The organism is Streptomyces parvus, from assembly GCF_014648875.1.
In the GTDB taxonomy this organism is placed as follows: Bacteria; Actinomycetota; Actinomycetes; order Streptomycetales; family Streptomycetaceae; genus Streptomyces; species Streptomyces parvus.
This window is the reverse complement of the sequence record NZ_BMRY01000011.1, coordinates 37174-64109: the sequence shown is the minus strand read 5'-3', so window position 1 is coordinate 64109 and position 26936 is coordinate 37174. Positions and strand designations below refer to the sequence as shown.

At 73.0% G+C, this 26936-nt stretch carries 17 protein-coding genes; 8 read left to right on the top strand and 9 right to left on the bottom strand.

The window, feature by feature from the left end; all coding sequences use genetic code 11:
- Positions 1-22: 22 nt before the first annotated feature.
- The 4 genes from aceB (at position 23) to pgm (ending at position 5681) form a co-directional block, all read left to right on the top strand.
- Positions 23-1615 (top strand): malate synthase A, encoded by a 1593-nt coding sequence (gene aceB, locus IE140_RS28790; protein WP_150196432.1) that lies wholly within the window; start codon positions 23-25, stop codon positions 1613-1615.
- Positions 1612-2481 (top strand): 3-hydroxybutyryl-CoA dehydrogenase, encoded by an 870-nt coding sequence (locus tag IE140_RS28785; RefSeq protein ID WP_150196431.1) that lies wholly within the window; start codon positions 1612-1614, stop codon positions 2479-2481. Before aceB ends, IE140_RS28785 begins: the two co-directional genes overlap by 4 nt.
- 248 nt (positions 2482-2729) lie before the next feature.
- On the top strand, positions 2730-3797 hold the full coding sequence (locus IE140_RS28780; protein WP_167533527.1) for a chitinase: 1068 nt from the start codon (positions 2730-2732) through the stop codon (positions 3795-3797).
- Positions 3798-4037: 240 nt separating this feature from the next.
- A complete protein-coding gene (gene pgm, locus IE140_RS28775; RefSeq protein WP_150196430.1) occupies positions 4038-5681 on the top strand; it encodes a phosphoglucomutase (alpha-D-glucose-1,6-bisphosphate-dependent) in 1644 nt (547 codons plus the stop codon).
- Positions 5682-5917: 236 nt separating this feature from the next.
- Here pgm and IE140_RS28770 read toward each other — a convergent pair whose 3' ends face one another.
- The 5 genes from IE140_RS28770 to IE140_RS28750 form a co-directional block, all read right to left on the bottom strand.
- Positions 5918-6157, bottom strand: a complete 240-nt coding sequence (locus tag IE140_RS28770; protein WP_150196429.1) for a phosphopantetheine-binding protein — start codon at positions 6155-6157, stop codon at positions 5918-5920.
- Complete coding sequence (locus IE140_RS28765; RefSeq protein ID WP_150196428.1) at positions 6154-6786, bottom strand: isochorismatase family protein; 633 nt, start codon at positions 6784-6786, stop codon at positions 6154-6156. The genes IE140_RS28770 and IE140_RS28765 overlap by 4 nt, the downstream gene beginning before the upstream one ends.
- Positions 6787-6815: 29 nt before the next feature.
- Positions 6816-8453 (bottom strand): (2,3-dihydroxybenzoyl)adenylate synthase, encoded by a 1638-nt coding sequence (locus tag IE140_RS28760; RefSeq protein ID WP_150196427.1) that lies wholly within the window; start codon positions 8451-8453, stop codon positions 6816-6818.
- A complete protein-coding gene (gene dhbC, locus IE140_RS28755) occupies positions 8450-9655 on the bottom strand; it encodes an isochorismate synthase DhbC (RefSeq protein ID WP_150196426.1) in 1206 nt (401 codons plus the stop codon). Before dhbC ends, IE140_RS28760 begins: the two co-directional genes overlap by 4 nt.
- A 96-nt stretch (positions 9656-9751) precedes the next feature.
- A complete protein-coding gene (locus IE140_RS28750) occupies positions 9752-10582 on the bottom strand; it encodes a 2,3-dihydro-2,3-dihydroxybenzoate dehydrogenase (RefSeq protein WP_150196425.1) in 831 nt (276 codons plus the stop codon).
- 99 nt (positions 10583-10681) lie between these two features.
- Here IE140_RS28750 and fhuB point away from each other — a divergent pair, with 99 nt between their 5' ends.
- Both fhuB and fes read left to right on the top strand, forming a co-directional pair.
- Positions 10682-12994 carry a Fe(3+)-hydroxamate ABC transporter permease FhuB gene (gene fhuB, locus IE140_RS28745; RefSeq protein ID WP_189460827.1) on the top strand — a complete coding sequence of 771 codons (2313 nt, stop codon included), beginning with the start codon at positions 10682-10684 and terminating at the stop codon, positions 12992-12994.
- On the top strand, positions 12991-14292 hold the full coding sequence (gene fes, locus IE140_RS28740; protein ID WP_150197280.1) for an enterochelin esterase: 1302 nt from the start codon (positions 12991-12993) through the stop codon (positions 14290-14292). Before fhuB ends, fes begins: the two co-directional genes overlap by 4 nt.
- Positions 14293-14390: 98 nt before the next feature.
- On the opposite strand, the gene IE140_RS28735 is transcribed toward fes, so the two are convergent.
- Genes IE140_RS28735 through IE140_RS28725 form a run of 3 tightly spaced genes read right to left on the bottom strand, consistent with a single transcriptional unit; the run spans position 14391 to position 23523 of the window.
- On the bottom strand, positions 14391-15857 hold the full coding sequence (locus IE140_RS28735; protein WP_150197278.1) for a DHA2 family efflux MFS transporter permease subunit: 1467 nt from the start codon (positions 15855-15857) through the stop codon (positions 14391-14393).
- A complete protein-coding gene (locus IE140_RS28730; RefSeq protein ID WP_088576062.1) occupies positions 15854-16069 on the bottom strand; it encodes an MbtH family protein in 216 nt (71 codons plus the stop codon). Before IE140_RS28730 ends, IE140_RS28735 begins: the two co-directional genes overlap by 4 nt.
- Positions 16070-16074: 5 nt before the next feature.
- Positions 16075-23523: a non-ribosomal peptide synthetase gene (locus IE140_RS28725; RefSeq protein WP_150197276.1), complete on the bottom strand. Its 7449-nt coding sequence runs from the start codon at positions 23521-23523 to the stop codon at positions 16075-16077.
- Between the two features lie 134 nt (positions 23524-23657).
- Between IE140_RS28725 and IE140_RS28720 the strand changes: the two genes are divergently transcribed.
- Entirely contained in the window at positions 23658-24863 is a 1206-nt protein-coding gene (locus tag IE140_RS28720) for an amidohydrolase (RefSeq protein ID WP_150197274.1), read from the top strand.
- Between the two features lie 76 nt (positions 24864-24939).
- Here the strand turns inward: IE140_RS28720 and IE140_RS28715 are convergent, their stop codons facing one another.
- Positions 24940-25947: an ABC transporter substrate-binding protein gene (locus tag IE140_RS28715; RefSeq protein ID WP_093445425.1), complete on the bottom strand. Its 1008-nt coding sequence runs from the start codon at positions 25945-25947 to the stop codon at positions 24940-24942.
- Positions 25948-26096: 149 nt separating this feature from the next.
- Between IE140_RS28715 and IE140_RS28710 the strand changes: the two genes are divergently transcribed.
- Positions 26097-26888 (top strand): ABC transporter ATP-binding protein, encoded by a 792-nt coding sequence (locus IE140_RS28710; RefSeq protein WP_150197272.1) that lies wholly within the window; start codon positions 26097-26099, stop codon positions 26886-26888.
- Positions 26889-26936: the final 48 nt, after the last annotated feature.

The following is a 26936-nucleotide window of genomic DNA, read 5'->3' as shown; positions in this document are numbered from 1 at the left end:
ACACCCCGCTGAGGAGAACCGCATGACCACCCTTGCCACGACCGGCCGCGTCCAGGTCCTCGGCGCACCGGGGGACCGGCACGAGGAGGTCCTCACCCCCGAGGCCCTCGACTTCATCGGCCGCCTCGACGCGGCCTTCGCCGCCCGCCGCTTCGACCTGCTGACCGAGCGCCGCCGCCGCTCCGCGCTGCTGCGCGGCGGCACCCCGCTCGACTTCTCCCGGGCCACCAAGCCGATCCGCAACGACCCCGACTGGCAGGTCGCCCGCCCCGCCCCCGGCCTCACCGACCGGCGGGTGGAGATCACCGGCTCGCCCGAGCGGTCCATGGCCGTGAACGCGCTCAACTCCGGCGCCCAGGTGTGGATGGCCGACTTCGAGGACGCCACGTCGCCCACCTGGGAGAACATCGTCCGGGGCCAGCTGACCCTGATCGACGCCATCGACCGCCGCATCGACTTCACCACCACGAGCGGCAAGGAGTACCGGCTCACCGACCGGCCCGCCACCATCATGGTCCGGCCGCGCGGCTGGCACCTCACCGAGAAGCACCTCGTCATCGACGACCGTCCCGTGGCCGCCGCACTCGTCGACTTCGGCCTCTACTTCTTCCACTGCGCCCGGCGCCAGATCGACGCGGGCAGCGGACCGTACTTCTACCTCCCCAAGCTGGAGAACCGGTACGAGGCCCGGCTCTGGAACGACGTCTTCCTCCTCGCCCAGGACCTGCTGGACATCCCCCGGGGAACGATCAGGGCCACCGTCCTGATCGAGACGATCACCGCCGCGTTCGAGATGGAGGAGATCCTCTACGAACTGCGCGAGCACAGCGCCGGCCTCAACGCGGGCCGCTGGGACTACCTCTTCAGCCTGATCAAGAACTTCGCGCACCGCCCCGACTTCGTCCTCCCCGACCGGGCGACCGTCACCATGACCGCCCCGTTCATGCGGGCGTACACCGAACTCCTCGTCCGCACCTGTCACAAGCGAGGCGCGCACGCCATCGGCGGGATGGCCGCCCAGATCCCCGGCAAGGATCCCGAGGCCAGGGATGCCGCCCTGGCGAAGGTCCGGCTCGACAAGGAACGGGAGGCGGAGGACGGCTTCGACGGTTCCTGGGTGGCCCACCCCGGGCTCGTCCCGGTCTGCCGGACCGTCTTCGACGGAGTGCTCGGCGACCGGCCGCACCAGCTGGAGCGCACCCGCGACGACGTCCACATCACCGCCGAGCACCTCGTCGCCGTCCGCCGCACTGCGGGGCGCCCGACCCAGGAGGGTGTCCGCGACAACATCGCCGTCGCCCTGCGCTACTACGACGCCTGGCTGCGCGGACAGGGGGCCGTCGCCCTGAACGGGCTGATGGAGGACGCGGCCACCGCCGAGATCGCCCGGGTCCAGATCTGGCAGTGGCTCAAGCACCGGGCGGTCGACCGCGAGACGCTGCTCGGGCTCCTCGACGAGGAGCTGGCCTCGCTCGGCGCCACGTACCCCTGGGCCCAGCTCGACCAGGTCCGCGACCTGTTCGAACGCACCGCGCTCGGCAAGGAGCTGCCCGCCTTCTTCACCACCGAGGCGTACGCCCGCCACCTCGTCGGCCGTCCGGCGGTGCGGGCATGAGCGCCCCCATCGCCCGGGTGGGCGTCGTCGGCGGCGGCCAGATGGGGGCCGGGATCGCCGAGGTCTGCGCCCGCGCCGGACTGGACACCATCGTCTGCGAGGCCGACCGCGCCGCCGCCGACCGGGCCCGCGAACGCGTGGCCGTGTCCCTGGAACGGGCTGTCCAGCGCGGCAAGCTGGACCGCCTGAGCGCCGAGGACGCCCTCGGCCGGCTGACCTTCACCGGCAGCCTGGACGACCTGGCCGACCGCCGGCTCGTGATCGAGGCCGTCGTCGAGGACGCCGCCGCCAAGACGGAGATCTTCACCGCCCTCGACAAGATCGTCGAGGACCCGGAGGCGATCCTGGCGACCAACACCTCCGCCATCCCCGTCATGCGCCTCGGCATGGCCACCCAGCGCGCCGACCGTGTCCTCGGACTGCACTTCTTCAACCCCGTGCCGGTCCTCCCGCTCGTCGAGGTGGTCACCTCGCTGCACACCTCCTCCGAGACGCTGACCGCCGCCGAGGAGTTCGCCACCACGGCGCTCGGCAAGACGGTGGTCCGCTCCCAGGACCGGGCCGGGTTCGTCGTCAACGCGCTCCTGATCCCCTATCTGCTCTCCGCGATCCGGATGGCCGAGTCGGGGTTCGCCACCGCCGCCGACGTGGACGCCGGGATGGAGCTGGGCTGCGCCCACCCGATGGGGCCGCTCAAGCTGGCCGACCTGATCGGCCTGGACTCGGTGGCCTCCATCGCCGCGTCGCTGTACGACGAGTTCAAGGAACCCCTCTACGCCCCGCCGCCGCTGCTCCAGCGGATGGTGGAGGCGGGGCTGCTCGGCCGGAAGACCGGGCGCGGGTTCCACATCCACGACCGGGGCTGAGGGGCCCGGGTTCCGGGTCGCGGCTGAGGGGCCGCGACCACTGACCGGACGGGGTGGGAAGCGGTTGACTGTGCCGCTGCCCACCCCGCCGCGGTGTCCGCCGCACGGCTCGTGACCGGCGCCCTGGTCCAGACCTCTTGACCGAAGGTCTGGACCATTCTACGTTTTGACGGGGTCACGACACAGGGCGGGTCGGGCGAACCTTTCGTGCGGCGGCGGTGGACCCGGGCAGGAAGGACAACCGGATCATGGGGCGTACATCACGACTGCTGGGCCTCGGCCTGGCCGCGGCGCTCGTCGTACCGATGCTGGTCGCAGCCGCGCCGCCGAAGACCACGGAGAGCACCGGGACGGCCGCCGAGACCTGTGCGGTCAAGTCGAAGCCCGCGGGCAAGGTGCTCCAGGGGTACTGGGAAAACTGGGACGGCGCGGCCAACGGCGTGCACCCGCCGCTCGGCTGGATCCCGATCACCGACTCCCGCATCACCCAGCACGGCTACAACGTCGTCAACGCGGCCTTCCCCGTCATCCGCTCCGACGGCACCGTCCTCTGGGAGGACGGCATGGACAGCACCGTCAAGGTCGCCACCCCCGCCGAGATGTGCCAGGCCAAGGACTCCGGCCTGACCCTCCTCATGTCGATCGGCGGAGCCACGGCCGGGATCGACCTCAGCTCCAGCACGGTGGCCGACCGGTTCGTCGAGACGATCGTCCCGATCCTGAAGAGGTACAACTTCGACGGCATCGACATCGACATCGAGACCGGCCTCGTCGGCAGCGGCAACATCAACCAGCTGTCCCCCTCGCAGACCAACCTCATCCGCATCATCGACGGCGTCCTCGCCGCCATGCCGTCGAACTTCGGCCTCACCATGGCCCCCGAGACGGCGTACGTCACCGGCGGTAGCGTCGTCTACGGATCGATCTGGGGCGCGTACCTCCCGGTCATCAAGAAGTACGCCGACAACGGCCGCCTGTGGTGGCTGAACATGCAGTACTACAACGGCAGCATGTACGGCTGCTCCGGCGACTCCTACTCCGCCGGCACCGTCGCGGGCTTCACCGCCCAGACCGACTGCCTGAACAAGGGGCTCGTCATCCAGGGCACCACCATCAAGGTGCCCTACGACAAGCAGGTCCCCGGCCTGCCCGCGCAGCCCGGCGCGGGTGGCGGCCACATGTCCACCGGACTCGTCGCACAGGCCTGGAACCACTACAACGGGGGGCTGAAGGGGCTGATGACCTGGTCGCTGAACTGGGACGGCTCGAAGGGCTGGACCTTCGGCGACAACGTGAAGGCCCTCCAGGGCCGTTGAGCTCCTGCCGTACGGCTCCCGCGCACACCCCTCCCGCACAATTTCCGCGCCCCCGGTCCGCCGATGACCGGGGGCGCGGTGCCGCTCCGGCCGGGGGCGACACGAGGAAGGCGTGAACCGGTCGCACACCTGGGCGGTCGAGAGAGCAGAATCGGGTACGGACCGGAGTGATCGTTTCCCGGTGCGACGGGCCCGTCTCCCCGCGGGCCGGCCGAAGACGAAGACGTACGAGGAGACCCGATGGTGCACGAACGGGCCGGTCACCCGGCGCAGTCCGCAGACCTGGTCGACGTGGCACGGCTGGTGACGGCCTATTACGCCCTCCACCCCGACCCGGCCGACCCCGCCCAGCGCGTCGCCTTCGGCACCTCCGGCCACCGGGGCTCCGCGTTCGCCGCCGCGTTCAACGAGGACCACATCGCCGCCACCACCCAGGCGATCTGCGACTACCGCACCCGCCAGGGCACCGACGGCCCCCTGTTCCTCGGCGCGGACACCCACGCGCTCTCCGAACCCGCCCGGGTCACCGCCCTGGAGGTGCTCGCCGCCAACGGGGCCACCGTCCTCATCGACAGCGAGGACGGCTACACCCCGACCCCCGCCGTCTCGCACGCCATCCTCACGTACAACCAGGGGCGCACCGAGCACCTGGCCGACGGCATCGTGGTCACCCCGTCGCACAACCCGCCCGCCGACGGGGGCTTCAAGTACAACCCGCCCAACGGCGGACCGGCGGCCTCCGACGCCACCTCCTGGATCCAGGACCGGGCGAACGCCCTGATCGAGGCCGGACTCGGGGAGGTCCGCCGGATCCCGTACGCCCGCGCCCTGGCCGCCGACACCACCCGCCGCCACGACTTCCTGACCGCGTACGTCGACGACCTGCCCTCCGTCCTCGACCTCGACGCCGTGCGGGACGCGGGCATCCGGATCGGCGCGGACCCGCTCGGCGGCGCGTCCGTCGCCTACTGGGGGCGGATCGCCGAGCGCCACCGGATCGACCTGACCGTCGTCAACCCGCTGGCCGACCCGACCTGGCGGTTCATGACGCTGGACTGGGACGGCAGGATCCGCATGGACTGCTCGTCGCCGCACGCCATGGCCTCGCTCATCGAGCAGCGCGACGCGTACGCCATCGCCACCGGCAACGACGCGGACGCCGACCGGCACGGCATCGTCACCCCCGACGGCGGGCTGATGAACCCCAACCACTACCTCGCCGTCGCCATCGACTACCTCTACACCCACCGCGAGAACTGGGCCGCCGGGACCGGCATCGGCAAGACCCTCGTCTCCTCCTCGATGATCGACCGGGTCGCCCAAGACCTCGGCCGGACCCTGGTGGAGGTCCCGGTCGGCTTCAAGTGGTTCGTCGACGGCCTCCACGACGGCAGCCTGGGCTTCGGCGGAGAGGAGTCCGCCGGGGCCTCCTTCCTGCGCCGTGACGGCCGGGTCTGGACGACGGACAAGGACGGCATCCTGCTGGCCCTCCTCGCCTCCGAGATCACCGCCGTCACCGGTTCCACCCCCTCCGAGCACTACGCCCGCCTCACCGGCCGCTTCGGCGACCCGGCGTACGCCCGTATCGACGCCCCCGCCACCCGCGAGGAGAAGGCCGTCCTCGCGAAGCTCTCTCCGCAGCAGGTCAAGGCCGACACCCTGGCAGGCGAGCCCGTCACCGCCGTCCTCACCGAGGCCCCCGGCAACAGGGCCCCGATCGGCGGCCTCAAGGTCTGCACCGACAGCGCCTGGTTCGCCGCCCGCCCCTCGGGCACCGAGGACGTCTACAAGGTGTACGCGGAGAGCTTCCAGGGCCCCGGCCACCTCGCCCGGGTCCAGGAGGAGGCCCGGGCCCTGGTGTCCGAAGCGCTGGGCGGAGCCTAGGAGGTGACGCGGGTGGCCGGCGGGCTGAGCCGTGGATGAGCCGGGGAAGAGTCCGTCCTCCTCCTTCGAGATATGCGTGTACAGCTTCTCGACGGCCCGCACGAACGCGCCGCGCTGTGCGGCCGATTCGAGGTGGAGGGCGTCGAGGAAGGCGGCCGGCTCCCGGGGCGGTGCGGTGCGGGCCCGTCACCGCCCGGCCCGCACCGCCCTCGGGCGTACCGCTCGTCGCCGTCCGCTCAGCCGGTGACACCCAGCAGCGGGGCCCAGGCCTCCAGTGCCGGCTTCTCGGCGAGGTCGGCGAAGGCCACCTCGATCCCGTGGTCGCGGCGCCAGGCGGCGGCCAGCGACATCAGGCGGACGGAGTCGAGGCCGTAGTCGACGAGGTTCTCGTCGGCGGGGATCTCCTCGGGGTCCTCGCCGAGGATGTCGGCGACATCGGCACGGAGCTGTTCGAGCGTGAGCGCCACGGCGGTCACTTCCCTTCGAAGACGGTCCGGGCGGTGGTGACGACGGCGCACTTGCCCGCGGCCCACCGCAGCGCCATCGCATGGTCCTCCGCCGAGAAGTCCGCCACCGCGTCGGCCACCACGAACGCCTGGATGTCCTGCATCCAGGCGTCGCACGCGGTCATCAGCACGCCGATGTGGGCGTAGACGCCGGTGATGACGATCTGGTCGCGGCCCTGCTCGCGCAGGCGCTCCAGCAGATCCGTGCGGACGAAGCCGCTGTACTTCCACTTGGTGAGGACGGTGTCGTCCGCGTCGGGCGCGACCTCGTCCGCGATGGCCGCGAGCTGCTCGTCGGCCGGGAGGCCCGGGCCCCAGAAGTCCTGCTGGAGACCGCGTTCCTCCGCGCTCTGGCCGCCGGGCTGCGCGGTGTAGAGCACCGGGACGCCGAGCCGTGCCGCGTCCTTCTTCAACTCGGTTACATGGGACAGGAGTTCGGGAACGGGCGAGGCCTCGCGGTCGTACGCCGACAGGAAGTAGTTCTGCAGATCGTGGACGAGGAGCACCGCACGCGCCGGGTCGACGGTCCAGTCGACCCGGTTGGCGGGCAACTCGTCGGCGGACGGCATGGGGTAGGGGACGATGGCGGGCAGAGCCATGGTGGAGAGGGTTCCGTTCGGGGAGTCGTTCAGCGGGACGGTGAGGAAGAAGTGGTGCGGGCGGCGGCGTTGCGGAGGTCCTTCTTGGACACCTTGCCCACGCCGGTCTGCGGGAACGCGTCGACGAACTCGACCCGGTCCGGCACCTTGTAGGCGGCCAGGCCCCGTTCACGGACGAACCGCTTCACGGCCACCGCCTTGAGCGGGCCCGCGCCGGAGCGCAGGATCACGTACGCGCAGGTGCGTTCACCCAGATACGGGTCCGGCTCGGCCACCACGTTGGCGTCGTGCACGGCCGGGTGGGCGAGGATGTGGTTCTCGACCTCCTCGGCGGCGATCTTCTCGCCGCCCCGGTTGATCTGGTCCTTGGCACGCCCCTCGACGACGATGTGCCCGGTCGCGGTGACCCGCACGATGTCGCCGGTACGGTAGAAGCCGTCCTCGGTGAAGGAACGGGCGTTGTGGTCGGGGGCGTTCCAGTAGCCCCGGATGGTGTATGGGCCGCGGGTCAGCAGGTGACCCGTCTCGCCCGTGGCCACCTCCCGGTCCTCGTCGTCGACGACGAGGATCTCGTCGTCGGGCGAGATGGGCCGGCCCTGGGTGGTGACGATCGTCTCGACCGGATCGTCGAGACGGGTGTAGTTGACCAGCCCCTCGGCCATGCCGAACACCTGCTGGAGCGTGCAGCCGAGCGCGGGCCGCACCCGGCGGGCCGCCTCCTCGCTGAACTTGGCACCGCCCACCAGCAGGACGTCCAGGCTGCTGAGGTCGTGCGCGGTGCCGGGCGCGGCCTCGGTCCAGAGCAGGGCCAGCGGCGGCACGAGCCCGGTGATGGTGACGCCCTCACGCTCGATGAGGGGGAACGCCACCTCCGGCGACGGCCCCGGGCACAGCACCACACGGCCCCCGGCGTACAGCGTGCCGAGCGAACCGGGCGAGGAGAGCGGGAAGTTGTGGGCGGCGGGCAGGACGCACAGGTAGACGCTATTCTCGTCGACCGCGCAGATCTCGTTGGACCCCCACAGCGAGTAGATGTAGTCGTCGTGGGTGCGCGGGATCAGTTTCGGGACGCCGGTGCTGCCACCGGACAGCTGGAGGAAGGCCAGGTCGTCGGGGCGGGGCCCGCCGTAGCCGACGGGCTCCTCGGCGACCTCGGACAACGCCTCGAACTCGCCGGGATCTCCCTGGGCGACGAACACATGGCGCAGCGTGCTCACATTGGCGTGGGTCTTCGTCGCCAGCTCACGGTAGTCGTAGCCGCCGTGCTCGGCCGCGATGACGTACGCCACCGCCCCGGTGAACTCGCAGAAGTAGGTGATCTCACTCTCGCGGTGCGCGGGCAGCGCGAAGACGGGCAGCGCGCCGATCCGGAACAGCGCGAAGATCACCTCGAAGAACTCGGCGATGTTGGGGAGTTGCACCACCACCTTGTCGCCCTTGACGATGCCCCGGGAGAGGAAGCCCGCCGCCAGCCGGTCGGCGCGCCGGTCGAGATCGGCGTACGTCCACCGGCTGCCCGCCACCGGGTCGACGATCGCGACCCGGTCCGGGTGCTCCTCGGCGCGCTGCCGCAGCATCTCGCCGAAGGTCTCCCCGCGCCACCAGCCGGCCGCCCGGTACCTCTCGGCGAACTCGGCGGGCCAGGTGGGCGCCGCTTCCGTACTCACAGCTCGGCTCCCACGGCGCTCAGGAAGGTGCGGAACTTGGCCGCGGTCTCGGCGGTCTCCGCCTCGGGCTCGGAGGCGGCGACGACGCCCGCTCCCGCGTAGAGCCGCAGCATGCGCTCCTCGGCCTCGGCGCAGCGGATCGTGACGACCCAGTCGCCGTCGCCCTCGGCGTCGCCCCAGCCGATCACGCCGGTGAAGAAGCCCCGGTCGAACGGTTCGGTCTCCGCGATCACCTCACGGGCCGTCTGCGTCGGCGTCCCGCACACGGCGGGCGTCGGGTGCAGCGCGAGGGCCAGCTCCAGCGCCGAGGCGTCGGGGGAGCGCAGGGTGCCGGTGACCGTGGTGGAGAGGTGCCACATGGTGGCGGTCCGGATCAGCGTGGGCCGGGCCGGCACGGTCAGTTCCGTGCAGTGCGGCGCGAGCGCCTGGTGGACGGCGTCGACGACGACGGCGTGCTCGTGGAGGTCCTTGGCGGACTCCAGCAGCGTCGCCGCACGGCGCACGTCCTCGGCCAGGTCGGCGCTGCGCGGGGTCGAGCCGGCCAGCGGGTTGGCGACGACCTGTCGGCCGTGGCGGGAGACGAGCAGCTCGGGGCTGGCGCCGATGAGCGTGCGCCCGGGGCCGGTCGGCAGGGCGAACGTGTAACCGGCGGGGTCGCGGCGGGCGAGGCGCTGGAGCATCGCGGGCAGGTCGAGCGGGGCCTCGGAGGTGAGTTCGAGGGTGCGGGCCAGGACGACCTTGCTGAACTCGCCGCGCCACATGCGTTCCACGGCGGAGGCGACGCCCTTGCCGTAGATCTCCGGCTCGGGCACCTGGCGTATCTCCCACGCCCCGGCGGCCGGCGTGGCGGCGGGCAGGGCGATCAGCGGGTCGGAGGCGAGCGGCGGAGCGGTGCGCACGGACTCCGGGACGCTCAGGGCGGCCGGAGCGGTGTGGTCGAAGGGGATGGCGCCGATGACCACCGGCGATTCCTGGCCGGCGGCGACCGCCGCGGCGAGTGTCTCGTCGACGCGCGCGGTCAACGGTCTCTCGTCGTGCGGGACATGGCGTCCCGGACCCCGTGCGTGCAGGGTGCGTCCGGGAGTGGCGAGAAAGTGGTCGCCCGTTGCGTAGGCGTCCAGAAGCGAGGTGGCCGCTCCTACGGCCGGGTGGGCCGGATCGGCCGGGGCGGTGTGCGTGGCGACCTGGGATGCCGTCGACACGGGGGACTCCATTCTCGATGGTCCCGTCAGCGGGTGCGGGGGGCTGGATGGGAGGTGAAGGCAGGTGAAGGAAAGGACGGAGTGGCGGCCGGGCGGTCAGCGCAGGGTCGCGCCGCCGTCGACGTACAGCTCCTGCATGGTGATGTGGCGGGCGCGGTCCGAGGCGAGGAACGCCACAGTCTCCGCGATGTCCCCGGGGTCGGCGATCCGGCCCAGCGGAATGCCGGTGCGGTACGAGGAGAGGTCCCCGTCGATGACGCGCTGTTCGGCGTCCGGGTCGGTCCACAGCGCGCGTTGCATCGGCGTGTCGGTGGAGCCGGGCGCGACGACGTTGCAGCGGACGCCGCTGCGGGCGAGTTCGAGCCCCAGACATTTGGTGAACATGGCGGCGGCCGCCTTGGAGGCGGCGTAGGCGGCCATGCCGGAGCGCGGAATCCCGGCGGCGTTGGAGCCGACGGTGACGACCGCGCCGGATCCGCGGGCCGCCATGAGCGGGGCGACGGCCTGGGAGACGTGGAAGACGCCGGTGGCGTTCACCGCGAAGGTGTCCGCCCAGTCCTGCGCGGAGAGTACGGCCGCGGGGCCGGTGCGCAGGATGCCCGCCACGTTCACCAGGACGTCGACCGGACCGAGTTGGCGCTCGACGCGGGCCACGGTGCTCTCCACCGAACTCCGGTCGGTGACGTCCATCACATACGGGTCCAGACTGCCCGCCGAACGCTCGTCCGCGGACAGTTTCTCCTGCGTCCGGGCCCACTCGGCGGCGGACGCCTCGATGCCGGGAAGCGCTCGGTCGGTGGCGGCCACGCGGGCGCCGAGGGTGGCGAGCAGGTCGGCGACTGCCGCGCCGATGCCTTGTGCGGCACCGGTGACCAGAGCAGTGCGGCCGATGAACTCGCCGCTTCTGCCCGGTATGTGCTCAGGCATGAGCAACCTCCTCCGGGTGTTAGGTAAGGGTAACCTAAATTAGGACGACCGCCCAGAAGGTGTCGAGCCGTCGATATCTACTTAGGCTAGCCTCACCTTATGCAAACGCCGCGCACGGGGACCACGGCCTCGGCTCCCGAACATGACTCCTCGACCCTTCAGTTGGACGGGGGCGAAGCCGACCGGCCGACCGTCGCCGCGGAGGTGCCCGCGACACCCGCCGCCACCCCCGGCGACCCCCGCTCCACGGTCGACCCGCGGAGCCGGACCGTGGCGGTGGCCGTCGCCGGACTGGCCCTCGCCGTCCTGTTGTTGACGGCCCTCTCCCTCTCGATCGGCGCGGGCGAGGTCGGAGCAGGCGGCGTACTGGACTACCTGCTCGGCCGGGACGGCGCGCGCGAGAACGCCCGGCTCTCCCTCGTCGTCGGCGACCTGCGCCTGCCCCGCACCCTCACCGCGCTGCTCGTCGGAGCCGCCCTCGGCGTCGCCGGGTGCCTCCTCCAGGCGGTCACCCGCAACCCCCTGGCCGAAACCGGGCTGCTCGGCGTCAACGCGGGGGCCTCGCTCGGCGTCGTCGCGGGCATCGCGCTCCTCGGCTTCGATTCCGGTTACGCCTATCTCGTCTGCGCGTTCGTCGGCGCGGTGGTTGCCAGCGGTCTCGTCCTCCTCATATCCGGAAGACGCGGCGGCGGCTCTCCCATGCGCCTGGTCCTCGCCGGTGCGGCGCTCGGCGCGACCTTCGGCGGGCTCACCAGCGTCATCGTCGTCAACTCCGCCGAGACCTACGACCGATTCCGCTTCTGGGTCCTCGGCTCCCTCGCCGGGGTCGAGGGCTTCGGCGAACTCGGCCGACTCGCCCCCGTCCTCGCCCTCGGCTTCGTCGTCGCCCTTCTGGTCGCCCGCCCGCTCTCCGCCCTCGCCCTCGGCGACGACCTGGCCCGCAGCCTCGGCCACCGGCCCCCCGTGATCCGTACGGTCGTCGCCATCGGCGTCACCCTGCTGACCGCGGCCGCCGTCGCGCTCGCCGGGCCCATCTCCTTCCTCGGCCTGCTCGCCGGCTTCCTCGCCCGCGCCCTCGCCGGCACCCGGCTCGCCGCCCGCATCCTGCTCGCCGGACTCATCGGCGCCTGCGTCCTCACCGTCTCCGACATCGCCGCCCGCGTGGTCTCCCGGCCCTTCGAAGCGCCCGTCTCCGTCATCGTCGCCCTCATCGGAGCACCCGTCCTCATCGCCATCGTCCGCTCCAAGCAGCTGGCCGCGATGGGCATGACGGAACCGGCCTCCGAGGAACGCGCCCCCGACCGCCCCCGCCGCTTCCGGATCGCCCTGCCCCGCCCGGCCCGCCGCACCCCGAAGGCCAAGACGCTGCGGGTCCGCCCGGCCGACACCCTCGTCCTGCGCCGGGGCCCGCTGTCCCTCCTCGTCACCCGGCGCGCCGCCCTCGCCGCCCTCGCCCTCGCCGGGGCCCTCCTGCTCGCCGTCGTCCTCTCCGCCTACGCGGGCCAGAGCGACATGGGCGTGGGCCGCACCTTCCGCGCGGTGTTCGGCCAGGGCGACCGGTTCGACGTACTGCTCGTCCAGAAGTTCCGCCTCGGCCGCATCGTCGCCGGCCTCACCGCGGGCGCCGCCCTCGGCCTCGCGGGCTGCCTCACCCAGACCCTGGCCCGCAACCGCCTGGCCACCCCCGAACTCCTCGGCGTCAACGACGGGGCCACCGCCGCCGTCCTGCTCTCCGTCACCCTCAGCGCCACCGGAACGTTCGGCGCCTGGTGGGCCGGGCCGATCGGCGCCCTGGTCGCCGTCATCGTCGTCACCACCGTCTCCGGCGGCCTCGGCCAGCGCGGCTACCGCGTCCTCGTCGTCGGCCTCGCCATGTCCGCCCTGGCCTCCGCCATCACCCAGGTCGTCCTCTCCCGCCGGTCCCTCTCCTCCGCCAGTTCGCTGTACGTGTGGACCTCGGGCAGCCTCAACGGGCGCAGCTACTCCGTCGCCGTCCCGGTCCTCATCGGCCTCGCGGTGCTCGTCCCCATCAGCCTCGCCGTCGCCCGCCACCTGGGCGTCCTGCGCTTCGACGACGCGACCGCCTCCTCGCTCGGCTCCGCCCCCGGCCGGGTCCGCGCCCTCGCCCTGCTCCTCGCCGTCGCCCTCGCGGGCCTCGCGGTCGGCATCTGCGGACCCGTCGGCTTCGTCGCACTCGCCTCCCCGGTCATCGCCTCCCGGCTCGCCGGACCCCTGCGCGTGCCGCTCGTCGGCTCGATGCTCACCGGAGCCGTCCTCGTCGTCGCCGCCGACACCCTCGGCCGTATCGTCCTCGACGGCGTCGAACTCCCCGTCGGCATCGTCACCACCGTCCTCGGCGGCCCCTTCCTGCTCTGGGTGCTGCTCGGCCGCTCGGCCGCCACCCGCGTATGAAAGGCGAGGCGACCGTGACCTATCCGCCGCGCAAGAACCCGCCAGCCCCTCCCGTAACCGCGGGACCGACCGAATCCGAGGCGACCGCCGTGCGAAGCCCCCTGTTGCGTACGCTCCTTACGGACGTCCGCGCCGGCAAGCCCGACGCCGAGGAGGCGTTCTGGCGGTACGCGGCCGCCACCGGCACCCCCCTCGTCGAACCCGACCCCGAGGGCGACCCGGACCACCGGCTCGTCACCTTCGTCCGCCGCGAGGACCCCGCGCACCCAGCCACCCATGTCCTCGCCCTCGTCCACACGGTCACCGACAAGGACCGGCACGCGGGCGACCTCGCCCCGCATCTGATGCAGCGGGTCGACGGCACCGGCGTCTGGGCGATCAGCCACCGGCTGCGCGCCGACCACCGCGCCTCGTACCAGTTCCACGCCACCGACGGCACCCGCGAGGACGCCCTGCGCGCCGACCGGGCCTCCTGGCTCCGGGTCCTCGACCACGCCGAACCCGACCCGCTCAACGACCGTGCCCCGCTGCCCTCCCGGGACGGCCGCAACCCCGCCTCCGTACTCGAACTCCCCGAGGCCCCGCCGCAGTCACGTGTCCGGCGGCGCGACGGCGTGGACCGGGGGCACACGCTCGACACCGAGGTCGACGGCCGCTCCGTCACCGTCCATCTGCCGCCGGGCCACCGTCCCGACGGCGGCCCGTACGCGCTCGCCGTGCTCCTCGACGGCGAGATGTGGGGGCCGGTCCTCGGCGTCGGCGACATCCTGGACAACCTGCACGCCGACGGAGACCTCCCGCCCACCGTGGCGGTCCTGGTCGACACCATGGGCCGGCGCATGCAGGACCTCGCGTGCAGCGCCCCGTTCGTCGACTGGCTCGCCGACACGCTGCTGCCCTGGGCCGAGCGGGAGTACGGGGCCGGGGCCGACGCCGCACGGACCGTCGTCGCCGGACAGAGCGCGGGCGGCCTCACCGCCGCGTTCGCGGCCTTCCGGCGCCCCGACCGCTTCGGCCTCGCGCTCTCCCAGTCGGGATCCTTCTGGTGGCCCGACGACGAACGCGGCAGCGAATGGCTCACCGGGCAGTACGCCTGGGCGGGGCGCAGGCCGGTGACCCTCCATCTGGAGGTCGGCCTCCAGGAGTGGATGCTCCTCCAGGAGAACCGCAGGCTCCGCAATGTGCTGCGCGCCCGTGGATACGACGTCCGCTACCGGGAGTTCAACGGCGGCCACGACTACGCCTGCTGGCGCGGCGGCCTCGCGGACGGGCTGGCCGCCCTGCTCGGCGAGGGCTGAGCCCCCTTCCGCAGCCCCGCGTCCCGGCGATGACATGAGTGAGGGGCGGGTGGCATCCCCCCCTCCGGATGCCACCCGCCCCTCACTCGTGTGCCCGCTCAGCCCTTGACGACCGGGGCCTCCTCGGCCGCCAGGCCCTCACCGGGCGGCTCAGGGGCGTCCTCGTCGTCGAACGGCGGCGGCTGCGGGGCCTCGCGCGGCAGCCGCAGCGCGATCAGCGCGCCCACCGCGACGAGCCCCGCCGTCACCCAGACCGCCGTACGGTACGGGCCCGGGTCGGCGGAGGCCTCCGTCACGTGGCCGCCGCCGATCACCGCCGCACAGGCGGCGATGCCCAACGCGCCGCCCAGCGTGCGGACGATCTGGAACAGACCCATCGCCTGCCCCATGTCCGGGGGCGCGATCGACTCGAAGCCGGAGATCTGCACGGTCAGCACCGCCGTCCCCAGCACCAGGCCGATCAGGAACATCAGCCCGCGCACGCTCCACGCGTTCTCCGCCACTCCGGGCACGGCCAGCGCACCGAAGACCGCCGCCGCGACCAGCAGCGCCGGCACGGTCAGCAGTCGGGGGCCGAGCCGCGGCAGCAGCCGGTCCACCACCTGCGAGGCCAGCATCAGCCCCACCGCCTCCGGGAACACGCTCAGCCCGGCGTCCAGCGCCGAAGCGCCCAGGCTCGCCTGGTAGAGCAGGGGGAAGACGAACAGCACGCCCATCAGCCCCGCCGCGGTCACCCCGGCGAGCGCCGAGGCCGACCCGTACACCCGGTCGGCGAGCAGCCGCAGCTTCAGCAACGGCGTCTTCGCCCGCACCTGGTGCAGCACCGCCGCCACCAGCAGAACGGACCCCAGCACCGCGCTCACGGCGACGGTGGGCTCCGTCCAGCCCCGCGAGGGGCCGAAGCCCAGCGCGTACGTCAGCAGACCCAGCGCCGGGGTCGCCAGCCAGAAGCCGACCGTGTCGAACTTCCCCTCGGGGCCCTCGACATGCTCCTGCAGACCGAAGACGCCCAGCACGACGGCCGCCGCCCCGATCGGCACGTTCACGAAGAACAGCCAGTGCCAGGAGAGGTGTTCGGTCAGCAGCCCGCCCAGCGGCGGACCGAGCGCGGGCATCAGAGCCGTCGGCACGATCAGCACCTTCGCCAGCTTCATCCGCTCGTGCGGCGGGAACGCCCGGAACAGCAGCGTCATCCCGACCGGCGTCAACAAGCCGCCCGCCAGGCCCTGTACGGCCCGGGCCACCACCAGCGTGTTCAGGTCCGGAGCCAGGCCGCAGACCGCCGAGGCGACAGTGAAGGCGGCCAGCGCACCGAGGAACACCCGCTTCGTCCCGAACCGGTCGCCCAGCCACCCCGCCACCGGCAGCCCCACCGCGAGCGCGACCAGGAAGGCCGTCTCCACCGTGTTGGCGGCCGACAGCGGACGGCCGAAGTCGCCCGCGATCGTGTAGAGCGCCGGGTTCACGATCGTCGAGTCCAGGCCGTTCATGCACATCGCGGCCGTGTAGACGAGGACGACCGCGACCCGGGGACGTATCCGGGGCCGGATCAGCAGCCCGCTCACCGCGCGGCGGAGGCGACGGGGGCGGACGTGGGACCGGCCCAGTGCGCGGTGATCCAGTCCAGCGCGTCCTGCCGGGCGCACGGGCCGTGCGCAGTCGACCAGCCCTCGGGCACCGCGGCGAACAGCGGCCACAGCGAGTGCTGACCCTCCCCGTTGGTCAGCACGAGGAACTCCCCGTCCGCGTCGAAGGGGTTGGCGGATGCGTCGCTCATCGGTGTCACTTCTCCAGCTCGGTCAGTCGGTCGGCGACCACGCGCGCGATGTGCGCGATCGGCTCGGGCAGGGTCATGTCCTTGTGCGAGCAGGCGACATTCGTGTTGTCGATGCGCCCGCTCACGTACGGGGTCCACGTCTCGGGCGTCAGGGTGTCGTCGATGGTGTCCACCGTGGCCCGGAAGAACAGCACATCGCCCTGGAACACCCGGTGGTCGTAGGCCCGTACGAGGTCGTTGGTGTTGAGGTACACCTCGCCGAGCGCCTCGATCTTCGCGGCGGACAGCGCGGCCAGCGGGGACCCCTCGCGGCGCAGCACCTCCACCACGTTCGCCGTGTTCAGCTCCTTGTCCCCGAGGCTCTCGGGGCCGTAACCGCCCATCGTGAGCAGCGATTCGAGGGCTTCGGCCTGATCGGGCACCGGCAGGTCGCGGAAGCCCTCGGCGGGGTACGCGTCCAGGATCGCCAGCAACTCGACCTCCTGGCCCGCCTCCTGCAGCACCGCCGCGATCGCGTGCGCGATGATGCCGCCGGTCGACCAGCCGAGCAGCCGGTAGGGCCCCTCCGGCTGGACCTCCCGGATCCGGGACGCGTAGTGCGCGGCCAGCTCCTCCAGCGTCGTGGGCAGCGGCTCGTCCGCCGTCGCCTCACCGACGCCCTGGGCCTGGAGCCCGTAGATCGGCACATCGGCCGGCAGATGACGGATGAGGCCGGCGTAGCACCAGCTGAGACCGCCCGCCGGGTGCACGCAGTGAACCGGGGCCCGGTCGCCGGGGCGGGCGGGCCGCAGCGGCAGCAGCACATCCAGCGGGTCCTCCTCGCGAGAGACGTCCAGCGCCGCGTCCAGCGCGGCGGGCGTCGGCGCCTGGAACACCGTGCCGATCGACACCTCGATGCCGAACGCCGACCTGATCCGCCCGGCCAGGCGCACCGCGAGCAGCGAATGCCCGCCCAGATCGAAGAAGTTGTCCTCCACCCCGGCGGACGGCAGCCCCAGCACCTCCGCGAAGATCGAGCAGAGCTGCTCCTCGCGGACCGTGCGCGGCGCGCGGCCACCGGCGGTCACCGGAACGCCCGGGGCGGGCAGCGCCTTGCGGTCCAGCTTGCCGTTGCCCGTCAGCGGCAGCCTCTCCAGCACCACCACCGCCGAGGGCACCATGTGCACCGGCAGCGTGGCGGCTCCGTGCTCGCGCAGCGCCGCCGGGACCGGGTCCGTGCCGGGCGTGGGGACGACGTATCCGACCAGCCGCTTGTCGCCGGGCTGGTCCTCGCGGACCACGACCGCCACATCGGCGACCTCCGGGTGCGCGGCCAGCACCGCCTCGATCTCGCCCGGTTCGATGCGGAACCCGCGGATCTTGACCTGCTGGTCGCCCCGGCCGAAGTACTCCAGCGTGCCGTCGACGCGCCGCCGGGCGAGGTCGCCCGAGCGGTACATCCGCCGCCCGCTCTCCCCGAAGAGATGCGCGAACGGGTCGGCGACGAAACGCCCCGCCGTCAGGTCCGGGCGGCCCAGATAGCCGAGCGCCACACCCTCACCGGCGACGTACATCTCGCCGGTCACCCCGGGCGGCACCGGCTGGAGCCGGTCGTCCAGGACGTAGACGCGCAGGTCGGGGATGTTCACCCCGATCGTGCTGGAGACCGCGGACGCGGCGGTCGCCCGGTCCAGCGCCAGATACGAGACATGGACGGTCGTCTCGGTGATGCCGTACATGTTGACCAGCGTCGGCGCGTTCTCCCGGTGGCGGGTGTACCAGTCGGCGAGCCGCCCCAGCTCCAGCGCCTCCCCGCCGAACACCACGTACCGCAGGGCCAGTTCGTGACCGGGGGCCTCCCGGTCGGCGGCGGCCAGCTGGTAGAAGGCGGAGGGCGTCTGGTTGAGGACGGTCACCCGTTCCTCGGCCAGCAGCCGGAGGAAGGCCTGCGGGTCACGGCTGGTCACATGCGGCACGACGACGACCCGGCCGCCGTACAGCAGCGCGCCCCACAGCTCCCACACGGAGAAGTCGAAGGCGTAGGAGTGGAACAGCGTCCACACGTCGTCCGGCCCGAACGAGAACCAGTGCTCGGTCGCCGTCAGCAGCCGCGTCACATTGTGCTGGGTGACGACGACTCCCTTGGGCCGCCCGGTGGAGCCCGAGGTGTAGATGACGTACGCCGGGTCCTGCGGGGTCAGCGGCCGGGTACGGTCCGCCTGGGTGACCGGCCCGTCCGGGAATCCGGCCGCCTCGTCCACCGTGATCAGCGGCAGGTCGTGCGCGGGCAGCCGTCCGGCCGTCGCCGCGTCCGTGATCAGCGCCGCCGGGCGGGCGTCGTCCAGCATGTACGCGAGCCGGTCGGCCGGGTAGTCCGGGTCCATCGGCAGATACGCGGCCCCCGCCAGCGACACCGCGAGCAGCCCGGCCACCAGGTCCAGGGAGCGCGGCAGCGCGAGCGCCACGATCGAACCGGGGCCGATGTTCCGGTCCGCCAGCAGCCGGGCCAGCGACTGGGCCCGGGAGGACAGTTCGGCGTACGTGAGCGAGTCGCCCTCGCAGCTGACCGCCACCCGCTCCGGGTGACGGCGCGCGGCGGCCCCGTACACCTCGGCCAGGCTGAGCGGCGCGGGCCGGTCGCCCGACGGCACGCCGTTGGCCTCGACCAGGGCGCGGTGCACCTCGTCCTCACCCAGCACGGGCAGCAGACCGACGGGCGTCTCCGGCCGTTCGGCGGCGGCCGTCAGCAGCCGGGACAGCCGGTCCGCCAGGGCCTGGGCGGTCGACCGGTCGAAGAGGTCGGTGCGGAACTCCAGGAAACCGCCGATCCCGCCGCCGGGCAGCTCGCCCGCGTTCAGGGTCAGATCGAACTTCGCGGTGCCCGACGGCACGGCGGTCAGCCGCGCGGTGGTGTCCGGGCCGAGGGCGACGGGCGCGTCCGCGATCGACTGCCAGGCCAGCATCACCTGGAACAGCGGGTGCCGGGACAGCGAGCGCGGCGGGTTCAGCGCCTCGACGAGGTGGTCGAACGGCAGCGCGTCGTGCTCGTACGCGGCGAGCGTGGTCGCCCGCACCCGGTCCAGGAGGTCACCGAAGGCCGGATCGCCGGAGGTGTCGGTGCGCAGGACCACGGTGTTGGTGAAGAAGCCGACGAGCCCGGCCGTGGCGTCGTCGTCGCGGCCCGCCACGGGGGTGCCGAGGGGGATGTCGGTGCCGCAGCCGTGCCGGGTCAGCAGCGCGGCGAGCCCGGCCTGCACGGTCATGAACACGGTCGCCCCGTGCGCCCGGGCGAGCCGGCGCAGCGCCTCGTGCGCCGTGGCGTCCAGCGCGAAGGGCACGGTGTCGCCCGCCGAGGTGGCCACCGGCGGCCGGGGCCGGTCTGCGGGCAGCTCCAGCTGGTCCGGCAGCCCGGCGAGCGCCTCGCGCCAGTGGGCGAGCTGGGCCTCGGCGAGCGCGGTCGGCTCGGCCGGGGAGCCCAGCAGCAGCTGGAGCCGGGCCGCGTGGTCCACGTACTGGCCGGCCAGGGGCGTGAACTCCGGGGCGCGGCCCGCCAGGCGCGCGGTGTAGGCGGTGGCGAGGTCGCGGGCCAGGGGAGTGGTGGAGGCGCCGTCGCCCGCGATGTGGTGGAGCAGCAGGAGCAGGGTGTGGTGGTCGGGCCCGTCGCCGAAGAGGACGGTGCGCAGCGGCGGCTCGGTGGCGAGGTCGAAGCAGTGGCGGACGGCCTCGGTGAGATCGCTGCCCGGCTCCGCGAGGTGCAGCACCGGCCGGGCCGCCTCATGACCCGGAGGAAGAATCAGCTGGTGGGGGGTGTCGTCCCCGTCGGCTCCGGGGCCGTTTCCGGACGCGTTGTCAGTGGGCGGATATACCGTTCTCAGTGTCTCGTGACGGTCCACCAGATCGTGCAGGGCGAGCTGGAGTGCGTCCCGGTCCAGGGGGCCGTTGACGTTGAGCACGAGCGGGATGTTGTAGGTGGGGCTGGGGCCTTCGAGGCGGTGGAGGAACCACAGCCGCTGCTGGGCCGGGGAGAGAGGGAGGGGACCGGTGCGGGGCACGGGGGAGAGCGGTACGGAAGCGGTGCCCGCGCCGCTGCGGGTGCGGACCTGCGCGGCGAGCGCCGCCGGGGTGGAGTTGTGGAAGACGTCGGCGATGGAGAACGGGACGGCGAAGTGCTCGCGGACGCGGGCGGCCAGCCGGGCGGCGAGCAGGGAGTGCCCGCCGAGGTCCAGGAAGCCCGCCTCGGCGGCCGGGGGCTCCGCGATACCGAGCACGTCGGCGTAGAGACCCCGCACGATCTCCGTGTGCGGGTTGCTCTCGCCGGCGGTCTCCGCCCCGGCGGCGGGGGAGAGCGGTTCGGGATCGGGCAGTGCCCGGTGGTCCAGCTTGTCGTTGGCGGTACGGGGGAGGGCGTCCAGCAGCGTCACGGTCGCGGGGACCATGTGCTCGGGCAGTGCGGCGGCCAGATGGTCGCGCAGCTCGCCCGGTGCGGGCGGCGTGGCGGCGTCCTTCGACGGCACGGCGTAGGCGAGGAGTCGCTTGCCCCGGCCGGTGTCGCGGGCGATGACGGCGGCTGCCACGACCTGCGGGTGGGCGGTCAGCCGGGCCTGGATCTCACCGAGTTCGATCCGGAATCCGCGGATCTTCACCTGGTCGTCGCTGCGGCCCAGGAACTCCAGCGTGTGGTCGGCGCGCCGGCGCACCAGGTCGCCCGTGCGGTACATGCGGCTCCCGGGCTCGCCGTGCAGCGCACCGAACGGGTCCGCGACGAACCGCTCGGCGCTCAGGTCGGGGCGGCCCAGATAGCCGAGGGCCAGACAGGCCCCCGCGACATACAGCTCACCCGTGACACCGGCGGGCACGGGACGGAGGGAGGAGTCCAGGACGTAGACGCGTGAGCCGCGCACGGGGCGGCCGTCGGGACGGGAGGCGGTCTCTCCCGGCACCCAGTAGTAGGCGTCGACGGTCGTCTCGGTCGGCCCGTAGAGGTTGACCGGGTGCACGGCGGACGCCTCGGTCAGCCGCTCCCACAGGGCCGGGGGGACGGTCTCCCCGCCGACGACGATGTGGGCCGGGTGGTGGCGGCCCTCGTCCAGCAGGCCTTCGGCGAGCAGCGCTTCGGCGTAGGAGGGGGTGACATCGAGATAGTCGACCAGGTGCGCGTCGACGTACGCGGTGAGGGCCGCCGGGTCCCGGTAGGCGGCGTCGTCCAGCAGATGCAGCTCGTGCCCGTGGACCATCCACAGCAGCGGGTCCCACGACGCGTCGAAGGCGAACGAGGCGCTGTGCGCGACCCGCAGGCGCTCCCGGCCGGTCCGTGCCACGGCCGGGGCGATGTGGTCCGTGCCGTGCCCGGCGCAGAGGTTGGCGAGCGACGCGTGGCTGACGAGGACGCCCTTGGGGCGGCCCGTGGAACCGGAGGTGTGGATGAGATAGGCGGGGTCACCGAGCGCGGGCCCGGCGGGCAGCGGCCCGTCGGGGCCGGCGGCGAGGGCGGCGGCCGTGGCGGGGGCGTCGAGCGCGATCGTCGGCAGCCCGTGTTCGGGCAGCGCGGCGAGCGTCTCCGCCGTGCCGATCACGCACAGCGGGCGCGCGTCCTCCAGAACGGCCAGCGTGCGGGCGGCGGGGTGGCCGAGGTCGAGCGGCTGGCAGACCAGGCCCGCCTTGAGCACGGCCAGCAGCGCGACGACCATGTCGGCGGTCCGGGGCAGCGCCAGTGCCACGGTGCCGCCGGCACCTCCCGTGCTTCCCGCGTTCTCGGTGCCGCCGGATCCGCCCGGCAGACCGGAGGCGGACGTGCCGATTCCGTGCAGCAGGTGGGCCAGGCGGTCGGAGGCGGCGTCCAGTTCGGCGAAGGTGAGGTGAGCCCCGGGCGCGGCGGCTGCCTCGGCGGCGCCCGCTCCCGGCTCCGTGCGCGGGCGCGCTCCGGCGTCCGCCCCGGCATCCACCCCGGAGTTTGTCTCCGCGGTCGCGCCCCGGAAGGTGCCCGCCACGGTGGAGCGCACGGCGACGGCGTCGGGCGTCCGGGCCGCCTGCGCGCTGAACGACCGGGGAAGGGGGAGGGCGGCGGCGGGTTCGGTGCGGCCGGACGTGACGTCGCGCACCTGGTCGCCGGTGAGCAGGTCCAGGGTGCCGATCGGCCGCGTCGGGTCGGTCAGCAGCAGCTCGGCCAGCCCGTCCAGATAGCGCAGCCAGGTGGCCTCGTGGGCGGCGAGGTCCGCGGGGCCGTACGCGGCGGGGTCGGCGTCCAGGGTGAGCCGGAGGCCGCCGTCCGGGCCGGGGGCCGCGCCGACCGCGAGCCCTTCCACGGGGCCGGCGGCGAGATTGCGCACGGTGCCGGTGGTCCCGGCGAAGTCCAGGGCGCCGTCGAACGGCTTGACGTTGACCAGCGGGCCGGTCAGCGGGGTCTCGGCCGACTCCAGGGCGAGATCGCGGCGCAGGTCCGCCTGCGGATAACGCTGGTGGCGGCGGACCTCACGGATCTCCAGCACCACCCGGCGCAGCAGCTCGGCCCCGGTGTCCCCGGGGCGCACGGCGATCCGCAGAGGCAGCACGTTCACGGTCATGGCCGGGGTGCGCAGGGCCGCGGGCCCCCGCCGGTTGGTCAGCGGCAGGCCCAGCACCACGTCCTCGGTGCCGGTGAGCCGGTGCAGATGACCGGCGGTCGCGGCCACCACCAGCTCCGCCCAGGTCGCCTTCGCCGCACGGGCCGCCGAGGACAGCCGCTCCAGGGTCTCGGCGGGAAGGTCGGTGGTGCGGTGGGGGCGACCGCCGTCCGGTGCCTCTCCCGCAGGGGCGGCGAGCGGGGAGCGGTCGGGCACGGCCACGGAGGAGCCCGCCATCCGGGCCGACCAGAACGCCCGGTCCGCCGCGTACTCCTCACCGACCAGATACGAGCCCTCCTGCTCGGTCAGCTCGCTCAGCGGGGCGAACCGGCTCTCGGGCAGCGGCTCTTCGGCCACCAGCGCCCGGTAGAGCTCGGCGACCCGCTGCCCGACGAGGGAGAGGGCGTAGGCGTCGACGGCTATGTGGTGCACACGCTGGTACCACCGGTGACGCCCCTCGCCGATCCGGATCAGCGCCTGCGTCATCAGCGAACCGTCGGCGGTGAGGTCCACCGGCCGGGCCAGGTCCTCCCGCATCCACGCCTCGGCCTCGGCCTCGGTCATCTCCAGCCGGTGCACCACGGGTTCGGTGGCGGGCACGATCCGCTGCATCGGCACGCCGTCGGTCTCCGACACACGCAGGGCGAGGGTCTCCGCCTCACCCACCGCCCGTCTCAGCGCCTCCACGAACAGTCCGGCGTCGAGCGGCCCGTCGATCTCCACGCAGTCCGCCGTGTTGAACTCGGTGCCGAGGGGTGCCAGCTGGTGCGCGTAGTAGATGCCCGACTGGGCCGACAGAAGGGGGAGTCCGGGGGAGAGTGCGCCGCCAAGGTGCGCTGCCGAAGTGCTGGTCGGGCGGTTCGGACGCTCATGCATGTGTGTGACGACTCCCCTGAAGACAACGGACACCGGGCCAACGGGCACGGTGCACACTTAGGTAAGGCTAAGTTAACCTATTTCCGACAGTGCAGGCGACCGCCCCGGGGCGGTCCCGAACGCCAGGAGAGCCCATGACCGTCCCCGCAGCCCCACACCCCGAGACGCGGGCCGACGACGTTGCCGGCAAAGGGGTCGGCGAAGGGGCCGACGAGCGGGTCCGGGCACTCCGGGCCGCCGTGCGGGAGGCGGTCGCCGTCCACGCCCCGGCCCTGCTGGACCTGAGCAGGCGCCTGCACGCCGAGCCCGAGACCGCCTTCGAGGAGCACAAGTCCGCCGCGCTCTGCGCCGAACTCCTCGCCGCGCACGGCTTCGAGGTCACCGCACCCGCCCACGGCCTGGACACGGCGTTCCGCGCCACGATCGGCTCCGGACCCGTCACCGTGGCCATCGCCTGCGAGTACGACGCGCTGCCCGGCCTCGGCCACGCCTGCGGGCACAACCTCATCGCCGCCGCCGGAGTCGGCGCGGCCCTCGGCCTCGCCCCGTACGCGGACGAACTCGGCCTGACCGTACGGGTCATCGGCACCCCCGCCGAGGAGCGCGGAGCCGGCAAGGCGCTGCTGCTGGACGCCGGGGCGTTCGACGGGGTCGACGCCGCGATGATGGTGCACCCCTGCCCCTTCGAGATGGCCGACTTCCGGTCCTTCGCGCTCGGCACCCTCGACGTCACCTACACCGGCCGCGCCGCGCACCCCAGCCTCAACCCGCACGAGGGCCGCAACGCCGCCGACGCCCTGACCGTCGCCCAGGTCGCCCTGGGGCTCCTGCGACAGCAACTGCCCCCGCAGTGGCGGGTGCACGGCATCACCACCGCCGCCGGAACCGCACCCAACGCGATCCCCGACCGGGCCACCGCCACCTACGAGATACGGGCGCTGGCCGCCGAGGACCTGCGGGAGCTGCGGCAGCGGGTCGAGGACTGCTTCCGCGCCGGGGCGCTCGCCACCGGCTGCGACGTGACCCTGGAGCGCCCCGAGCCCGACTACCTGGACTTCCGGGGCGACCCGGAGCTGATCCGGCTCTGGACCGCCAACGCCCGCGAGCTGGGCCGCGCCGAACCGGTCGAGCGCCCGCCGTTCGCCTGCACCGACATGGGCAACGTCTCGCACGTGGTGCCGTCCATCCACCCGGTGCTCGACATCAGCGGGGGAGCCTGCGGCCCGCACGAGGCCGCCTTCGCCGAGGCGGCGATCTCCCCGGCGGCCGAACAGGCCCTCCTGGACGGGGCGGTGGGCATGGCGTGGACGGCCGCCGACTTCGCCGCCGCCAGGACCTGAGAGGCGGGACCGACGCCGTGCGGCCCGGACCGGGGGATCCCGGTCCGGGCCGCACGGCGTCGCCGTCACCCGAAGGTCACTTGGCGGAGAGCGCCTTGACGTAGTCGCCCAGGACGACGTCCGCCGCGAGCGGGCCGCCACGCGTGGACCAGACCGAGCCGTCGACGGTCACGGCCTGGCCGTTCTTGACGGCGCCCAGCTCCTTGTAGGCGGGCTTGGACTGGACGTCCTTGAGCGCCTTCTCGCCGTCCGAGGTCAGCGTCGAGAGGAACAGCCAGTCGCCGTCGATCTCGTTGATCTTCTCCAGGCTCAGCGACGGCGTGTGCGCGTTGCCGTCCTTGTCCTGGGACTTGGGCCGCTTCAGCCCCATCTCCAGCGCGACGCCGCTGGCGAACTGCTTGTTCTCCATCCAGCTGGGGCCGTCCGGGTTCCAGCGGACGATGGAGACCTCGGCGCCCTTGTTCTTCCCGAGCTTCTCCCCGGCGGCCTTGGCGGCGGCCTCGTGGTCGGTGATGAACTTGTTGGCCGCGTCGAGCTTGTTGACGGCGTTGCCGACACCCCGGAAGAACAGCTTCCAGTCATCGGCCGGCGCCATCGTCACCAGCGTGGCCGGGGTGATCTCGCGGAGCTGCTTGAGCACCTGCTCGTCCTGCATGTCACCGGCGAGGATCAGGTCGGGCTTCGCGGCGACGACCTTGTCCATGACCGGCTGGAGGAGGTTGCCGACGACGTTGATGCCCTCGACCTTGTCCGCCAGGTAGGCCGGCGGCTTGTCCAGGCCCTGCCCGTTGGTGATGCCGACCGGCTTGATGTCCAGCGCCAGGACCGCGTCCAGGTCCTCCTGGGTCAGCGTGACGATGCGCTTGGGCTCGGCCGGAATCTCCACGGCCTTGCCCGTGGCGTCCTTGACCGTACGGGTCTGGGAGGAGGCGGTGTCCGCCTTGCCGGCCTTGTCCCCGGAGGACTTGCCCGAGTCGGAGTCCGAGCCGCAGGCCGTCAGGAGCAGGGTGGCGGCTCCGAGTGCGGCGACGGCTTGCGCCGCTCTTCGGGCGGCGGTGCGGGCGGGACGGCTGTGCAGGGTCATCAAGAGCTCCGGGTTCAACGGGACATGAAGCGTCGACGATCGAACGGTCGCGCGGATGCGGCCGTCGGCTCGTGAGCGAGCTAAGGTTAGCCTTACTTTAGCGTCATCGGGCAAAATGCTGTCCAAGTCCTTCGGAAAGGCCGGTCTCCGTGGAAATCCGTGTCGAACAGCTCACCGCTGGATACGCCGGTCATACCGCCGTGGATCAGGTCGACCTGACGGTTCCCTCCGGTCAGGTCGTGGCGATCGTCGGCCCCAACGGCTGCGGCAAATCGACCCTCCTGCGCTCCATGGCCCGCCTCCATCAGCCGCGCTCCGGCGCGGTGTTCGTCGGCGACGCCGACATCTGGCAGCTGCGCCAGCGCGACGCCGCCCACCGCATCGCCCTGCTGCCCCAGGCCCCGCAGGCTCCCGAAGCGGTCACCGTGGCCGGACTCGTACGGTACGGACGCCATCCGCACCAGGGGCTGTTCCGGCAGTGGTCGACGCAGGACGAGGAAGCCGTCACGCGCGCCCTGGAGGCCACCGGCACCGCCGCTCTGGCCGGACGCCGCCTCGACCAGCTCTCCGGCGGCCAGCGTCAGCGCTGCTGGCTCGCCATGGCCCTCGCCCAGGAGACCCCCGTCGTCCTGCTCGACGAGCCCACCAGCGCCCTCGACATCGGGCACGCTGTGGAGGTCCTGGACCTGGTTCGCGAGGTCGCCGCCGAGGGCCGCACCATCGTCATGGTCGTCCACGACCTGGCGGCCGCCGCGCGCTACGCCGACACCCTGGTCGCCATGCGCGACGGCAGGATCGTCGCCTCGGGGCCGCCCCGCGAGACCGTGGACGCCGCGCTCGTCCAGAAGCTCTACGGCATCGAGGCGGAGATCCTCACCGCCACCTCCGACGGCGCACCCGTCGTCGTACCGAGGGTGAGCGTGCCCACGGCCGCCGTCTGACGCCCCGCCCGCCCCACCCCCGCGTCCGTCACGGGCGCCCGCGAACGC